This is a genomic window from Brevibacterium sp. (genome assembly GCF_031179145.1).
In the GTDB taxonomy this organism is placed as follows: Bacteria; Actinomycetota; Actinomycetes; order Actinomycetales; family Brevibacteriaceae; genus Brevibacterium.
The window spans coordinates 201,842-217,162 of sequence record NZ_JAPSIB010000001.1; the positions used below are offsets into that span (position 1 = coordinate 201,842).

At 68.3% G+C, this 15,321-nt stretch carries 12 protein-coding genes and 2 tRNA genes; 7 read left to right on the forward strand and 7 right to left on the reverse strand.

Translation table 11 applies throughout. From position 1 onward, the window contains the following. The first annotated feature begins 23 nt into the window (after window positions 1-23). Window positions 24-1,457: a dicarboxylate/amino acid:cation symporter gene (locus tag RIT73_RS00895; RefSeq protein WP_309130164.1), complete on the forward strand. Its 1,434-nt coding sequence runs from the start codon at window positions 24-26 to the stop codon at window positions 1,455-1,457. A gap of 183 nt (window positions 1,458-1,640) precedes the next feature. Here the strand turns inward: RIT73_RS00895 and RIT73_RS00900 are convergent, their stop codons facing one another. Genes RIT73_RS00900 through RIT73_RS00915 form a run of 4 tightly spaced genes read right to left on the reverse strand, consistent with a single transcriptional unit; the run spans window position 1,641 to window position 5,297 of the window. Next, a complete protein-coding gene (locus tag RIT73_RS00900; protein WP_375294956.1) occupies window positions 1,641-2,306 on the reverse strand; it encodes a response regulator transcription factor in 666 nt (221 codons plus the stop codon). Continuing rightward, complete coding sequence (locus RIT73_RS00905) at window positions 2,248-3,462, reverse strand: histidine kinase (protein ID WP_309130166.1); 1,215 nt, start codon at window positions 3,460-3,462, stop codon at window positions 2,248-2,250. Before RIT73_RS00905 ends, RIT73_RS00900 begins: the two co-directional genes overlap by 59 nt. A 54-nt stretch (window positions 3,463-3,516) precedes the next feature. Continuing rightward, a complete protein-coding gene (locus RIT73_RS00910) occupies window positions 3,517-4,332 on the reverse strand; it encodes an ABC transporter permease (protein ID WP_309130167.1) in 816 nt (271 codons plus the stop codon). Further along, on the reverse strand, window positions 4,329-5,297 hold the full coding sequence (locus RIT73_RS00915; protein WP_309130168.1) for an ABC transporter ATP-binding protein: 969 nt from the start codon (window positions 5,295-5,297) through the stop codon (window positions 4,329-4,331). Before RIT73_RS00915 ends, RIT73_RS00910 begins: the two co-directional genes overlap by 4 nt. Window positions 5,298-5,419: 122 nt before the next feature. Between RIT73_RS00915 and RIT73_RS00920 the strand changes: the two genes are divergently transcribed. Next, a tRNA-Gly gene (locus RIT73_RS00920) sits at window positions 5,420-5,490 on the forward strand. A 64-nt stretch (window positions 5,491-5,554) separates the two neighbouring features. Here the strand turns inward: RIT73_RS00920 and RIT73_RS00925 are convergent. Beyond that, window positions 5,555-5,636: transfer RNA gene (locus RIT73_RS00925), tRNA-Leu, on the reverse strand. 184 nt (window positions 5,637-5,820) lie between these two features. On the opposite strand from RIT73_RS00925, the gene RIT73_RS00930 reads away from it, so the two are divergent. Continuing rightward, on the forward strand, window positions 5,821-6,402 hold the full coding sequence (locus tag RIT73_RS00930; RefSeq protein WP_309130169.1) for a response regulator: 582 nt from the start codon (window positions 5,821-5,823) through the stop codon (window positions 6,400-6,402). Window positions 6,403-6,505: 103 nt separating this feature from the next. On the opposite strand, the gene RIT73_RS00935 is transcribed toward RIT73_RS00930, so the two are convergent. Next, window positions 6,506-6,964 carry a hotdog fold thioesterase gene (locus RIT73_RS00935; protein WP_309130170.1) on the reverse strand — a complete coding sequence of 153 codons (459 nt, stop codon included), beginning with the start codon at window positions 6,962-6,964 and terminating at the stop codon, window positions 6,506-6,508. A 41-nt stretch (window positions 6,965-7,005) separates the two neighbouring features. On the opposite strand from RIT73_RS00935, the gene polA reads away from it, so the two are divergent. Further along, window positions 7,006-9,669 (forward strand): DNA polymerase I, encoded by a 2,664-nt coding sequence (polA, locus tag RIT73_RS00940; RefSeq protein WP_309130171.1) that lies wholly within the window; start codon window positions 7,006-7,008, stop codon window positions 9,667-9,669. Between the two features lie 59 nt (window positions 9,670-9,728). Here the strand turns inward: polA and RIT73_RS00945 are convergent, their stop codons facing one another. Further along, window positions 9,729-10,568, reverse strand: a complete 840-nt coding sequence (locus RIT73_RS00945) for a class I SAM-dependent methyltransferase (RefSeq protein ID WP_309130172.1) — start codon at window positions 10,566-10,568, stop codon at window positions 9,729-9,731. Window positions 10,569-10,777: 209 nt separating this feature from the next. Between RIT73_RS00945 and rpsA the strand changes: the two genes are divergently transcribed. From rpsA to coaE, 3 genes are read left to right on the forward strand one after another with little or no spacing between them, the layout of a single operon-like run. Continuing rightward, window positions 10,778-12,256: a 30S ribosomal protein S1 gene (gene rpsA, locus RIT73_RS00950; protein ID WP_309130173.1), complete on the forward strand. Its 1,479-nt coding sequence runs from the start codon at window positions 10,778-10,780 to the stop codon at window positions 12,254-12,256. Beyond that, a complete protein-coding gene (locus tag RIT73_RS00955; protein WP_309130174.1) occupies window positions 12,234-14,114 on the forward strand; it encodes a hypothetical protein in 1,881 nt (626 codons plus the stop codon). The genes rpsA and RIT73_RS00955 overlap by 23 nt, the downstream gene beginning before the upstream one ends. 32 nt (window positions 14,115-14,146) lie before the next feature. Continuing rightward, entirely contained in the window at window positions 14,147-15,304 is a 1,158-nt protein-coding gene (gene coaE, locus RIT73_RS00960) for a dephospho-CoA kinase (RefSeq protein WP_309130175.1), read from the forward strand. The last annotated feature ends 17 nt before the right edge of the window (window positions 15,305-15,321 follow it).

A 15,321-nucleotide genomic window follows, 5' to 3' on the forward strand; every position in this document is an offset into this window, starting at 1 on the left:
TGTGGGTTGTGGAAAGGACATTCATGCGTTTACCCAAATGGAGCAGATCATTCGGAGTGCAGGTCACGATCGCACTCATCGCCGGAGTGGTGCTGGGCCTCATCGCCCGGTCGATCGGGCCCGTCAGTGAGGAGACCGACAACTGGCTCGGGCAGACCCTCGCGACGATCGGCGATTCGTACGTCACCCTGCTCAAAGCCGCGGTCGTTCCGCTCATCATCACGGCGATCATCGCCAGCATCGGCAACCTGCGGCGGGTGACGAACGCCGCCCGGCTGGCCGGCTCCACGCTGCTGTGGTTCGCCTTCACGGCGCTCATCGCCGTCATCATCGGCCTTCTCCTCGGCGTCGTCATGCAGCCCGGCGCCCACGCCGACACGGCGTCGCTGAGCGGCGCTGCACCCTCGCAGGAGGGCAGCTGGATCGCGTTCCTCACCGGGCTCATCCCCGCGAATGTCCTCGGCCTCGAGGTCGAGACCGGACAGGAGGCGGGCGGCCTCGTCTCCGAGGTCAACTTCAACGTCCTCCAGCTCATCATCGTCTCCGGTGCCATCGGCATCGCCGCCGTCAAGGTCGGCAAAGCGGCCGAACCCTTCCTCGAGTTCGTCGAGGCGGCCCTGGCCGTCGTGCAGAAGGTCGTGTGGTGGATCGTGCGCATCGCCCCGATCGGCACCCTCGGCCTGATCGGCAACGCCGTCAACTCCTACGGCTGGTCCACGATGGGTTCCCTGATGTGGTTCGTCGTCGCCGTCTACCTCGGCCTCGCGCTCGTCTTCTTCGTCGTCTACCCGAGCCTGGCCAAACTCAACGGCCTCTCGGCCCGGCAGTACTTCTCCGGCGTCTGGCCCGCTGCGCAGCTGGGATTCGTGTCCCGGTCCTCGATCGGCACGATGCCGGTGACGCAGAAGGTCGCCACCGACAACTTCGGCGTCCCGTCGGGCTATGCCGCCTTCGCCGTGCCCTTCGGTGCGACGACGAAGATGGACGGCTGCGCCGCCATCTACCCGGCCATCGCCGCGGTGTTCGTCGCGCAGTTCTTCGGCATCGACCTGGGCCCGGTGCAGTACTTCCTCATCGTCTTCGTCTCCGTCATCGGCTCCGCCGCGACGGCCGGCACGACCGGGGCGACGGTGATGCTCACCCTCACCCTGTCGACGCTGGGCCTTCCGCTCGAGGGCGTCGGACTGCTGCTGGCCATCGAGCCGATCGTCGACATGGGCCGCACCGCGCTCAACGTCACCGGTCAGGCCCTGGTGCCCGCGATCGTCGCCAAGCGCCACGGCATCCTCGACGTCGACCGCTATCACTCCCGCCGCATCGACGGCTACGTCCCGGTCGAGGAGACCGGCGTGGTCGACGCCGAGGCGGTCGCCGACGACGAGTCGATCGCCGCGTCGATCGCCGAGTCGGCCGAGCCCGCCGACGACGGATCACCGGCGCCGGCGAGCCGCAGGTGAGCCACGTCCGAGTCGCTCGCGCGGGCGAGCCGCCTGCACGGTCGAATGGGCGCACGTGAGCCGCATGCACGGCTGAACTTGCGCTGATCACCGAAGGACCCCGAACGTCGAGTTCGGGGTCCTTCGCGTACTCGGACGGTTCGGGGCCCTTCGCCTCCTGCCACGGCCTTCTCCGCCGCGGGCTCACAGCCAGCCGCGGTCGCGGGCGATGGTCGCCGCCTCCGTCCGCGTCGTCGCGTGGACCTTCCCGATCGCCGAGGACAGATGGTTGCGCACCGTCCCGGGCGACAGGAACAGTGACTTCGCGATCTGTCTCACCGGTGACCCGTCGAGGGCGCTGCGCAGGATCTGGCGCTCACGTTCGGTGAGCGGATTCTGTCCGGCCGACAGGGACTCGGTGAGCAGTTCGGGGTCGAAGGCCGGGGACCCGGAATGGACCCGGCGGACCGCCTCGGCGAGCTCTTCGGCCGGGGTGTCCTTGACGACGAATCCGCGCACTCCGGCCTCCAGCGCCCGCCGGAGGTACCCCGCCCGCCCGAAGGTGGTGACGATGAGCACCGCGCACTCGGGCCGGGTCTCGCGCAGGGTTTCGGCGGCCGTGAGACCGTCCACCTCGGGCATCTCGATGTCGAGGACCGCGACGTCGACGGCGTGCTCCGTGACAGCCTCGGCGACGCCCGCTCCCGAGTCGAGCTGGCACACGACCGAGATGTCGGGTTCGAGGTCGAGGAGGGCTGCCAGTCCGCCGCGGATCAGCGCCTGGTCATCGGCGAGGAGCACCCGGATGACGTCACTGCCCAAAGGCCACCTCCACACGAGTGCCCGGCCGTGTCCGGCCGGGGTCGGCATCGGTCACCCGGAGGTTCGCCGAGGCGGCCCGGGCGCGAGCCGACATGCCGGGGATCCCATGGCCGTCCCGACCGAGTGCTCCGCCGACCCCGTCGTCGACGACGACGAGGCGGTCGGGGTCGACGTCGATGCACACCCGCGTCGCCCGGGAATGGCGGATGATGTTGGTCACGGCCTCCCGCAGGCACGCGGCGAAGACCGCGTCCTTCTCTGGAGTCAGGGAGCTCAGGGCGGTCGCGGTTGGGAGCTCGGTCGCGATGTCGGCGGCCCGCAGGGCGCGGGCGGCAGCGGCGAGCTGCTCGTCGAGGGTCAGCGGGTCCGCATCCTCGCCGACCCGGTTGACCACGGACCGGGCTTCGGAGATCGAGGCGGCGATGAGTTCGTGGACCTCGTCGAGCTCGGCTTCGGCCCGGGCAGGTTCGGTGCGGATCAGTCGCCTGGCCAACTGCACCTTGACGCTCATCAGGGTCAGGGAGTGGCCGAGCGCATCGTGGACCTCCCGCCCGAATGCCTCGCGCTGCGCGGTCAGAGCCAGCTGCTCCTTGAGACCGCGTGTGCGGTCCTCGCGACCGCTGGCATAGCGGACGGCGAGGATGAAGCAGACCGAGACGACGAGCGGGATGAACGCCCAGGTGCGGTCTTCGGCGGGAGCGTAGAACCAGACGAGGACGAGGCCCAGGAGCACTACGCCGGCGGTCCCGGTGATCCCGACGGACCAATCATGACGGAACAGCCACAGGGCGCAGAGGAACGGCGCGGTGAGGACGATGTCGGTGCCGATCGACGGGACGCCTGCGACCAGGACGCCGAGCAGCACGCACTGGTAGAGCAGGGTATTGGCCCAGCGGGGGAGCATCGGGAGCGGACGCGTGTGGATGAACGCGACGAGGTAGATGACACAGAAGACGAGGAGCGCCGCGATCCCGAGCGTCTTCGTGCCCGGACCGAAGTCGGGCGACTGGAGGAGCTGCCAGGCGGGAAACGTGAGGAAGAACAGCCAGATCCCGGCCATGAGCAGGGTCTCCACCCGCTGCTCACGCGGGAGCACATCCGGGTAGGCGTCGCCGAGTCCGCTGGGCCGGCGCTGGTGCGGTTTCGCCTCCGGGCTGTCTCCGGCGTCGCGGCGGGGGAGGGGACCACCATCGTGGCTGTTCATCGTGGTCCCCTCCTCTCGGCGCTCACTCACCCCGGCTCTCATCGGCGACCCTGCTCACCGGGCGGTCCGGCGTCGCGCCGCCAGCCAGCAGATCGCGGCGAAGACGACGGTCCAGACGACTACGTTCATGATAACGGCGGCGAGAGAGTCCGGGGCGGGCACCTCGGCGCCCATCGGGATCGAGTGACCCTCCATCTGCGGCCAGCGGGCCAGGGTGGTCGCGCCGTAGACGGGGGTGAAGCGGGCGATCTCGAGCATCGTTCCCTGCAGGGGCATGAACAGATTGCCGAAGAAGGCGAGCAGGACGAGCAGGCCGCTGGCCACGGAGACGGCGGCCTCGGAGCGGAACAGCAGCGCGGAGGCCAGCCCGTAGAGGGCGAACGGCAGCGAACCGAGCAGAACGAGGGCGCCGGTGGCGGGCCAGGTCCAGCCGGCGTCGAATTCGGCGCCGGTCAGGGCTCCGACGGCGAAGACGGCGATGACGGGGGTGACCGACATGAGCAGCCCCACAGCGGTCTTGCCCGCCATGTACATCCCGTTGCTCAGGGCGGTCAGGCCCAGCTGCCGGCCCCATCCCTGCTGGCGCTCGACCGCGGCCGAGCCGGAGACCGCGGTCATCGCGGTGATGGCGCCGTAGACGGCCATCGAGGTCATCACGAAGGCGCTGCCGTTCCCGGACCCCAGGGGTTCGTCGCTGAGGCCCGAGGTGGCGCCGAAGATCAGGTACATGCCCAGCGGCAGGAAGACGATGAAGAAGGTGGCGGAGAACATCCGCACGGTGCGCAGGAAGTCCCAGCCGATGAAGCCGGTGAGGCGGGCGGACCCGGAGCGGGTCCGCGGTCCGGCGGGAGTGGCGGTGACGGTGGTCATGACTGCTCCTGTTCGGTGAGTTCGAGGAAGACGTCGTCGAGGGTGGCCCGCGCTATGCGCAGATCGTGCCCTCGACCGGTGGTCAGTATCGCGGCGGCCAGGGCGTCGGAATCCGCGGTGGTGAAGGTGACCTCGGCCCCCTGGACGCTGTCCACCTGTGCGTCATGGTCCCGGGCGAAGGACTCGGCGTCGCCCGGGACCGCGGACGCCGGGTCCGTGGCAGTCACCTCGGCGGCGGTCCACGTGCACGTCAGGGTCCGCGTGCGGGAGGCGGTGAGTTCGGCGACCGTGCCCTCGGCGTGGATCCGACCTGCGCGCATGAGCACGATGCGGTCAGCGAAGTCGGCGGCCTCGGTCAGGTAGTGGGTGGCGAAGACGATGGTGCGTCCGCGTTCGGCCTCGGCGTGCATCGTCGCCCAGAACTCGGCCCGGGCACGGACGTCCATGCCAGCCGTCGGCTCGTCGAGGAAGAGGAGCTCGGGCTCGGTGAGGATCGCCAGGGCGAAGCGCAGACGCTGCCGCTCTCCGCCGGAGCACTTGACGACCTTGCGCTTGGCCAGGGGTTCGAGCCCGGATCGGGCGAGCACGGTGTCGATGGGCAGGGGATTGAGATGGCAGGCGGAGACCATCTTCAGGGTCTCGCCGACGGTGAGGTCATCGAGGAGACCGCCGATCTGCAGGACCGCCGAGGCGCGGCCGAGCCCGACGGCGCGCGCCGGGTCCTGTCCGAGGATGCTGATGGTTCCCGAGGAGGGGGCGGTGAACCCGAGGGCCATGTCGAGGAGAGTCGTCTTCCCGGCGCCGTTGGGACCGAGGAGGGCGACGACCTCGCCGCGTTCGATCCGCAGGTCGACGCCGTCGACGGCGCGCACGGTGCCGAAGCGGCGGCGCACCTGCTTGGCCTCGAGCGCAGGGGAGGTGGTCTCACGGTCATGGACGAGGGTGGGAGCGAGGTTCGTGGTCATGGCTCCAGCCTCGTCGCCGCGGCGGTCGCGCGGAACTGCCATCCGTCACGGTCTGACCATGACAGTTGTCATGGCGCCGAGGTGCCGCACTGTCCGTGCAGTGCTGTACATTGGGAGTGTTCGCGGGCGTAGTTCATCGGTAGAACGTGACCTTCCCAAGGTCGAGAGGCGGGTTCGATTCCCGTCGCCCGCTCGAGATGGCAGAGGTTCGACACGACGAAGGCCGGTGGGAAACCCACCGGCCTTCGTCATTCCTGTACCGGATGTGGGACTCGAACCCACACGTCTTTCGACAATGCATTTTGAGTGCACCGCGTCTACCGATTCCGCCAATCCGGCCAGCGCGTAGTCAAGGATACGGCAGTCGCCGCCTGATGCACAATCGCACTCGACGGCGCTGTGGTCCGGCTCTCGTGGCTGTTTTCACAGAAGAAACCGCCTGCTGGCGCCCGGTGGGGCAGGGGGCCTGGTCTAGACTGGGGTCGTGCTTTCAAACAGCGAACAACCAACTTCAGATGAGTCCGTGCCGGTTCGGCGTGTGGTCGTAGCAGAAGACGAAGCGGTGATCCGTCTCGACATCGTCGAGATGCTGCGCGAAGTCGGCTACGACGTCGTCGGCGAGGCCGCGGACGGAGAATCCGCGATCCGCCTGGCCGAGGAGCTGCGTCCCGACCTCGTCGTGATGGACATCAAGATGCCGATCCTCGACGGAATCTCCGCCGCGGAGCGCATCGCCCGGGCCCGCATCGCCCCCGTCGTCCTCCTCACCGCGTTCTCGCAGAAGGAACTCGTCGAACGCGCCCGCGACGCCGGCGCCATGGCCTATGTGGTCAAGCCGTTCACCGCGGCCGATCTGCTGCCGGCCCTCGAGATCGCCCTCTCACGGCACGCCGAGATCAGCTCCCTGGAGTCCGAGATCTCCGACCTGACGGAACGCTTCGAGACCCGCAAGCTCGTCGAGCGCGCCAAGAGCCTGCTCCAGACCTCGATGGGTCTGAGCGAGCCGGAGGCGTTCCGGTGGATCCAGAAGACCTCGATGGATCGTCGTCTGACCATGCGCGAAGTCGCCGAGACCGTCCTCAAGCAGATCGGTTCGAAGAAGTAGTCGAACCCGACAACCAGCACCGCCGAAGCCTGCGACCCTGAGTCGCAGGCTTCGACTCATCCCGGCCGCGGCGTCACTTCGGCGCCGGCGTACGGCCGCAGCGTCACTTCGGCTCTGTCCGCAGGATCATGTTCGTGATCCGCACGATCGAGAGCAGGCGGCCCGCCTCGTCGCGCATCTTCACCTCATGGGAGACGATCGTGCGGCCCTGATGGAGCACCTCGGCGGTGCCGATGACGTGCCCCTCGCGGATCGCGCGCAGGTGCGTGGCATTGAGGTCGACGCCGACGACGTTCTTCCCGCCGGAGATGAGGAAGGAGTGCATCGACGCCAGTGACTCCGCCAGCACCACATGCGCACCGCCATGGAAGAGACCCATCGGCTGGGTGTTGCCCTCGACGGGAGCCGTCGCGCTCATGTGGTCATGTCCCAGATCGGTGAACTCGATCCCCATCCGCGCGACCAGACCGGTGCTCGCCTCCTCCTCGGCCAGCTGCCGAAGGAGGAGGCGGCACCCGTCCTCGTCGGTGTCTGCGGTGAGGGTGAGGGCCGGTCGGAACATGGTTCTCCTTCGCGTCGGTGTTGACCGTTAGGCTATGTCATGTGAGTCAAGCAAACGAATCCCTCCTGCTCATCGACGGACACTCCCTGGCCTACCGGGCATTCCACGCCCTGCCAGTCGAGAACTTCGCCACGAGCACCGGTCAGCCGACGAACGCCATCTACGGTTTCATCTCGATGCTCATCAACGTCCTCCGCGACGAAGCGCCCACCCACGTGGCCGTGGCCTTCGACCTCGGCCGGCAGACGTTCCGCCTCGAGGAGTACCCCGAGTACAAGGCCGGCCGGGCGAAGACGGCACCGGAGTTCCACCCGCAGATCGACCTCATCAAGGACATCGTCACGGCGATGGGGATCCGGGTCGTGACGAAGGAGGGCTTCGAAGCCGACGATGCGCTGGCGACGATGACCCGGATGGGCACCGAGGCCGGAGCCGCCGTCCAGGTGATGACCGGGGACAAGGACTCGTTCCAGCTGGCCGGTCCCGCGGTGACGATCCTCTACCCCAAGCGCGGAGTCAGCGATCTGGTGCGGATGACCCCCGCGGCGATCGAGGAGAAGTACGGGGTCACCCCCGCCAACTACCGCGGCCTCGCCGCTCTCGTCGGGGAGAAGGCCGACAACCTCCCTGGCGTTCCCGGGGTCGGCGACAAGACCGCGGCGAAATGGCTGCGCGCCCACGGCGACCTGCCCGGGGTCATCGCCAACGCCGAGTCCATCGGCGGCAAGGTCGGGGAGAAACTGCGGGAGAACCTCGACGCCGTCGAGCGCAACTACCGGCTCAACCGCCTCCTCGACGACCTCGACCTCGGCCTCGGCTATGCCGACCTGCGCTGGGGAGAAGGTGATCCGGCCGAGCTCTCCAGTCTTTTCGACCAGCTCGAGTTCCAGGCTCTCGGCAAGAGGCTGAGCGCGATCTTCGGTGAGACCGTCGCCGCCGAGGCGAGCGGACCCGAACGGGAGGTGACGATCGAGACCGTGACCGTCACGCGCCTGCTCGAGGCGATCGCCGACGCCGACATCCTCGCCGTCGATTCGGACGCCCGCTTCGTCCTCGGCCACGGCGATGTGCGCATCCTCGCCGTGTCCCACACCCCGACCGAAGCGTTCGTCGCCGACATCGCCGAGGCGAGCGAAGCCGAGATCGCCGCGCTCGGCACCGCCCTGCGCGCGAAAGCCCTCATCCTCCACAGCGCGAAGACGCAGATCAAGGCCTGGCGATCGCTGGGGATCACCGTCGACGCGATCGCCGGGGACACGGCCCTGGCCGCGTACCTGCTGGTGCCCGACGCCCGCACCTACGAACTGTCCCAGATCGCCGCGGAACGTGCGGGCATCGATCTCGCCGAGGCAGTCACCGGGGCCCCGCAGCTCGCCCTCGACCTTGAGACCGACGAGACCGCGCAGACGCTGGGCCGGCGCGCCGCCGCTCTCCTCGAGGTCCACGAGGTGCTTGCCGCCGCGGTCGATACGGCGAACATGAATCAGGTCTACCGCGACATCGAACTCCCGCTCGTGCCGGTGCTCGCCGATATGGAGATCTCCGGCATCGCCATCGACGAGCAGGGGCTGCGCGACCTCATCGACGACTTCACGCAGCAGGCGATCGCCAGCGCGGAGCTCGCCTATGCCGCGATCGGGCACGAGGTCAACCTCGGTTCGCCCAAGCAGTTGCAGGCGGTCCTGTTCGACGAGCTCGACATGCCGAAGACGAAGAAGACGAAGACGGGGTACACGACCGACGCCGAGGCGCTGGCCGAGCTCTTCGTCAAGACCGAGCACCCGTTCCTCGCGCATCTGCTCGCCAACCGGGACGCCACGAAGCTCAAGCAGACCGTCGTGGGACTGCAGAAGACCGTGGCCGACGACGGGCGCATCCACACCACGTATCAGCAGACGGTGGCGGCGACCGGGCGTCTGTCCTCGCTCGACCCGAACCTGCAGAACATTCCGGTGCGGACCGAATCGGGCCGGCGCATCCGCAACATCTTCGTCGCTGATCCGCACGTCGCAGGGGCTCTGCTCCTGACCGCCGACTACTCGCAGATCGAGATGCGGATCATGGCCCACCTGTCCGGTGACGCCGCACTCATCCAGGCCTTCCGGGAAGGGGAGGACCTGCACTCCTATGTCGGTTCGAAGGTCTTCGGCGTCGGCATCGACGAGGTCGACTCCGCGATGCGCTCGAAGGTCAAGGCGATGTCCTACGGACTGGTCTACGGACTCTCGGCCTACGGCCTGTCCCGCCAGCTGGCGATCGGCGTCGACGAGGCGAAGGCCCTGATGAGTCAGTACTTCGAACGCTTCGGGTCGGTCAAGGAGTACCTCGACGAGATTGTCGAACAGGCTCGGGTGAAGGGCTTCACGGAGACGATCATGGGACGTCGGCGGTACCTGCCCGCACTCCACAGCGACCGCCGGCAGCTGCGCGACATGGCCGAACGCGCCGCCCTCAACGCCCCGATCCAGGGGTCGGCGGCCGACATCATGAAGATCGCGATGCTGCGCGTCGCCGACCGGCTGGCCGGCCATCGGTCCCGGATGCTGCTCCAGGTCCATGACGAGATCATCGTCGACCTCCACCCGGAGGAGGGCGACGAGGTCAAGGCGATCGTCACCGAGGAGATGGGTTCGGCCTTCGAGCTCGACGTCCCCCTCGACGTCAACCTCGGCACCGGAACCTCCTGGCACGCCGCCGCCCACTGAGGCGGCAGGGTCGTGTCCTCGGCCTCACCGGGTCGTGCGTTTCAGTCCTGTCGTGCGCGTCAGTCCTTGTGCAGGGTCGTCGAGAAGATCACGGTGCCGGGCATCAGGGCCCCGCGCAGGGGAGACCAGCCGCCCCAGGCGGTCTGATTCGACTCCGGCCACTCCGGTTCGGTCACGGAGTCGATCGTGAAGCCGGCGGTCACCAGCAGACTGACCCAGTCGCCCACCGTGCGGTGGTGCTCGGCGTAGACCGGCTGCCCCTCGGAGGAGATCTCGACGTACGGGGTCCGGTCGAAGTAGGAGTACTCGACGGTCAGCCCCGCCTCGCCGGGGACGTCGGGGAACATCCAGCGGATCGGGTGGGTCGTCGAGAACACCCACCGGCCGCCGGGACGGACGACGCGGGCCACCTCGGCGAGGACCACCTCGGCGTCCTTGACGAAGGGCAGGGCGCCGTAGGAGGAGAACGCGATGTCGAAGCTGTTCGAGGCGAACGGCAGCTGCCGGGCGTCGGCGTGGAGGAACGTCGGGGGAGTGGCGTCGGCGCTGAGCGGGTGCTCCCGCTGGAGGAGGGAGGCCTGCTCGAGCATGCCGGCGGACACATCGACTCCGGTGGCGATCGCTCCCTGCTCGGCGAGCCAGCGTGAGCACTGCCCGGCCCCGCAGCCGACCTCGAGGATCTGCTTGCGCCGTACCTCGCCGAGGAGGCCGAGATCGGATTCGTGGATGCCCTCGGGACCCCACATGAACTCCGAGGCGCCGAGGAAGCTGCCGTGTTCGGCGAGGTAGTCCTCGGCCGAATTGTCCCAGTAGCTCCTGTTCGCCCGCACCGAGGCTTCCTCATCGATGGGCAGGTATCCGCCGCTGACGACCTCCGTCCGATAACTTCCGTCGCTCATCGTTCCTCCGTGGCGGATAATTTTTTTCGACGGCGTGCATTCACGCCGTGGATGATGCTAGTATTGACAACCGTATGCGCTTATGCATGCGAGTCCAAAATCGTAATCGAGACCGGAGACGTACCCTCGGGCCGAACTCATGACGATCTCATGACCAAGCTCCAAGAGTATCGGATCTGGACCATAATTCCATCGGAGTCCCTACCTATATGACCACCACCACGCCGGAATCGGTGCAGCCGAAGCAGGTCGCTGTCAACGACATCGGAACCGCTGAGGACTTTCTCGCCGCCGTCGACGAGACGATCAAATACTTCAACGATGGCGACATCGTCGAGGGCACCGTCGTCAAGGTCGATCGCGACGAAGTCCTCGTCGACATCGGATACAAGACGGAAGGCGTCGTCCTTTCACGTGAACTCTCCATCAAGCACGATGTCGATCCCGGCGAAGTCGTCGAGGTCGGGGACGAGATCGAGGCCCTCGTTCTTCAGAAGGAAGACAAAGAAGGCCGCCTCATGCTGTCCAAGAAGCGTGCGCAGTACGAGCGCGCCTGGGGCGACATCGAGAAGATCAAGGAAGAGGACGGAGTCGTCACCGGCACCGTCATCGAGGTCGTCAAGGGCGGCCTGATCGTCGACATCGGACTGCGCGGCTTCCTGCCCGCCTCGCTCGTCGAGATGCGCCGTGTCCGCGATCTGGCTCCTTACATCGGCCAGCAGGTCGAAGCCAAGATCATCGAACTGGACAAGAACCGCAACAACGTCGTTCTGTCCCGTCGCGCCTGGCTCGAGCAGACCCAGTCCGAGGTTCGCCACACCTTCCTGCAGACCCTGCAGAAGGGCCAGGTGCGTCCCGGTGTCGTCTCCTCGATCGTCAACTTCGGTGCGTTCGTCGACCTCGGTGGTGTCGATGGACTCGTCCACGTCTCCGAACTCTCCTGGAAGCACATCGATCACCCCGGTGAGGTCGTCACCGTCGGTGACGAGGTCACCGTCGAGGTCCTCGACGTCGACATGGACCGCGAACGCGTCTCCCTCTCGCTCAAGGCGACCCAAGAAGACCCGTGGCAGCACTTCGCCCGCACCCACGTCATCGGTCAGATCGTTCCCGGCAAGGTCACCAAGCTGGTTCCCTTCGGTGCGTTCGTGCGCGTCGAGGACGGCATCGAAGGCCTCGTCCACATCTCCGAACTCGCCGTTCGCCACGTGGATCTGCCGGAGCAGGTCGTCTCCGTCGACGAGACCATCTACGTCAAGGTCATCGACATCGACCTCGAACGTCGCCGCATCTCGCTGTCGCTGAAGCAGGCGAACGAAGGCGTCGACCCCGAGGCCGAAGAGTTCCTCGACCCGGCTCTCTACGGCATGCCGCAGGAGTACGACGAAGAGGGCAACTACAAGTACCCCGAAGGCTTCGATCCCGAGACCAACGAATGGATGGAAGGCTTCGAAGCACAGCGCGAGATCTGGGAGCAGCAGTACGCCGCCGCCCAGGCCCGCTGGGAAGAGCACAAGAAGCAGGTCGCCAAGGCTGCGGCTGCGGACGCCGAAGCAGGCGCCGCGGACTCCGCCGTCGAAGCGGCTCCGGCCACCGGATCGTTCTCCTCGGAAGAGGCGGCCGACGAGGGCACCCTGGCCAGCGACGAAGCTCTTGCCGCACTGCGTGAGAAGCTTGCAGGCAGCTGACAGCAGCACTCACGAGGGCTCCCGGTTCACCGACCGGGGGCCCTTCGTGTATGTGCCCTCCGCACGCGCCCGGCTGCGGCCGTGGCTCTTCTACGTCCTGGCGCTGACACTGGCCTCGGTGGGCGTCTTCTCCCAGCTCGCCGCCGACCCGGGGTCTCTGGTGTACGCGGGCAACGACGACTCCTCACTGTTCATCTGGTGGATCGGCCACGCCGCCGAGGTGGTCGCCTCCGCGCTCGGGTTCGGACACGGCGGGATCAGCGGCGACGGCCTCCTCCACACCGAGGCGATGAACGCGGCCGCCGGGGGAGTCAACGGCGCCTGGAACACCTCGCTGCTGGGCATCGCCCTCCTGCTCACCCCGGTCACCTGGACCGCCGGCCCGATCGTCAGCTATAACCTGCTGATCCTCGCCATCCCGGTCCTCAACTCCGTGGCCACCGCGATCCTGTTCCGCCGGTTCCTGACTCGCCTGCCCGCATTCGTCGCCGCGGCCGGGGTCGGCTTCTCCAGCTACACGATCGCTCAGCTCTCCGGCCATCCCAACCTCGCCTTCGCCGTCACGCCTCCGCTCGTCGCCGCCTGTGTCCTCGGATTCCTCACCCTGCCGCGGGCATCCCTGAGGTCCCGCCGACGGTCCCGCAGGTTCTGGCTGCTGTGCGCCGGCCTCGGTGCGCTCCTGGGGTTCCAGTTCTACGTCTCCACCGAGGTTCTGGCCGGCACCTTCCTCGCCGTCCTGTGCTTCCTGCCCTGCCTGGCGATCGCCCGCCGGTTCCCGGCCGCCGCGTGGCTGAACTTGGTCCGCGGGGGACTGCTCGCCTCGGCTCTGGCGCTGCTCCTGGCCCTGCCGCTGCTGCTGACGATGACCGGCCCCAACGCCCCGAGCGGGGCGATCCGGCCCCACGGAGTCTGGAACACCGATCTCCTCGACCCGATTATCCCCGCCGGCCCTCCGCTGCTCGGCACGGGCTCCTCCCCGATCCCGCGCGTGCTGCCGCTCGACACCGCCGAGATCGGCGGCTACCTCGGCATCCCGGCGCTTCTGGCCTGCGCCCTCATCGTCATCGGGCTGTGGAGGACACGGTTCCGTGCGGTCCTCGCCACCGCCTCGGCGACGGGCATCCTCGTCTTCGTCCTCTCGCTCGGATCTCCCGTCCTCCTCGGAGGCCGCGTCCTGCTCCCCACCGGGCCGTTCGCCCTCATCGAGGCGATCCCCGTCCTCATGAACCTCCTGCCCATGCGGCTGGTCATCCACTCCGTCATCGCGGCGTTCGCGATCCTCGGCGTCGGCCTGCAGTGGGCGCTCGAGAAGCGGCGGAGCCGCGCCGGGCAAGGTCTGCTGGCGCTGCTCGCGGTGGCGGCGGTGTGTGTGCTCCCGGCCCCGCAGACCGCCCGCGAGGTCTATGTGCCCGAGTTCCATCACGGCGGCGGCGCCGAGGCTGTTCCGGCCGGCTCCGTCGTCAAGACCATTCCCCGCCCCCTGGCCTGGGCACAGCCCCACGCCGACGAGGCAATGGTGTGGCAAGCCGTCACCGGTTTCCGCTACCGGGAGACGGGAGGCTACTTCATCGGTTCCTCCGCCGAGTCCCCGCTCATCTACTCCGCCCCCGAGGACGCCCTCGACCGGATGCTCGGCGACACACCGCTCAGCGGCGGCGCGGGCCTGCCCGACCCCGACAGCGCCGAGGTGCGCGCCGCAGTCGATGAGCTGCGCGGATCCGGAGTCGACTACGTGATGTTCGCTCCCGAGTCTCCCGTGGTCGCCGACCCCGGTGCCCTCGCCGAGTTCCTCGACGCCTGCCTCGGCCCACCGACTGTCAGCGACCAGGGGGTGCGGGTGTACCCGCTGGCTCGATAGTCTGAGTCCATGCGGAAGATCGGATTGGGCCCATGCTGAAGATCGGACTGACCGGGGGGATCGGCGCGGGGAAGTCGAGTGTGTCGGCGATCCTCGCCGAACGTGGGGCCGTCATCGTCGACGCCGACGCGATCGCGCGGGAGGTCGTGGCGGTGGGGGAGCCGCTGCTCGACGAGCTCGCGCGCGCCTTCGGCAGACAGGTGCTCACGCCCGACGGCGAACTCGACCGAGCCGCCTTGGCCGCCGCGGCGTTCGCCGACGCGGAGTCGACCCAAGTCCTCAACTCCCTCATGCACCCGGCGATCAGGGAGCGCACGCTCGAGCACTTCGCCCGGAACGCCGACGCCGACATCGTCGTCCATGACGTCGCCCTGCTGGTTGAGAACGACATGGCCCCCGACTACCACCTGAGTCTGCTCGTCGACGTGCCCGCCCCGATCCGCCTCGAGCGGCTGCAGGGCGCCCGCGGGATGGACCGGGCCGACGCCGAGGCGCGCATCGCCCGGCAGGCCACCGACGAACAGCGCTGGGCCGTCTGCGACATCGTCATCGACAACAGCGGGTCGCTCGAGGACACCCGCCGTGCCGTCGGCCGGCTCGTCGACGAGCGGCTGCTGCCCTACGCCGCGAATCTGCGCGGCCGGCGGCGGGCGCCACGCCCGGCGCCCGACCTGACGCCACCCGGCGCCGTCGACTGGGCGAATCAGGCCCGGCGCATCATCGAGAAGCTGCGGCGCGGAACCGGAGACCGGTACCCGATCGAGCACATCGGCTCCACGGCGGTCCCCGGCCTTCCGGCCAAGGACGTCATCGACCTGCAGCTGCTCGTTCCCGACCTCGGGACCGCGGCGGAGCTTGGCGTTCGCCTCGCCGAACTCGGCTATCCCGGCGAAGAGGGGTTCGACCACCTCGGCGAGGACGGTCGGGAGCCCAAGCGCTTCCATGCCAATGCCGACCCGGGACGGGCAGTCAACCTTCACGTGCGGGCACGGGATTCGGCGGGGGCACGGTTCGCCCGCGCCTTCCGTGACCTGCTGCGGGATGACAGGTGCGAACGCGACCGCTATGCCCGGCTCAAACAGGAGGTCATCGCCGAGCACGGCGCCGACCCGGATCGCTGCGCCGAGACGAAGGAGCCGTACTTCCTCAGCCTGCGCCGCCGGCTCGTGCCCGAGAGTTTCCCCGGGTGACGGCCGTGTCCGACCGC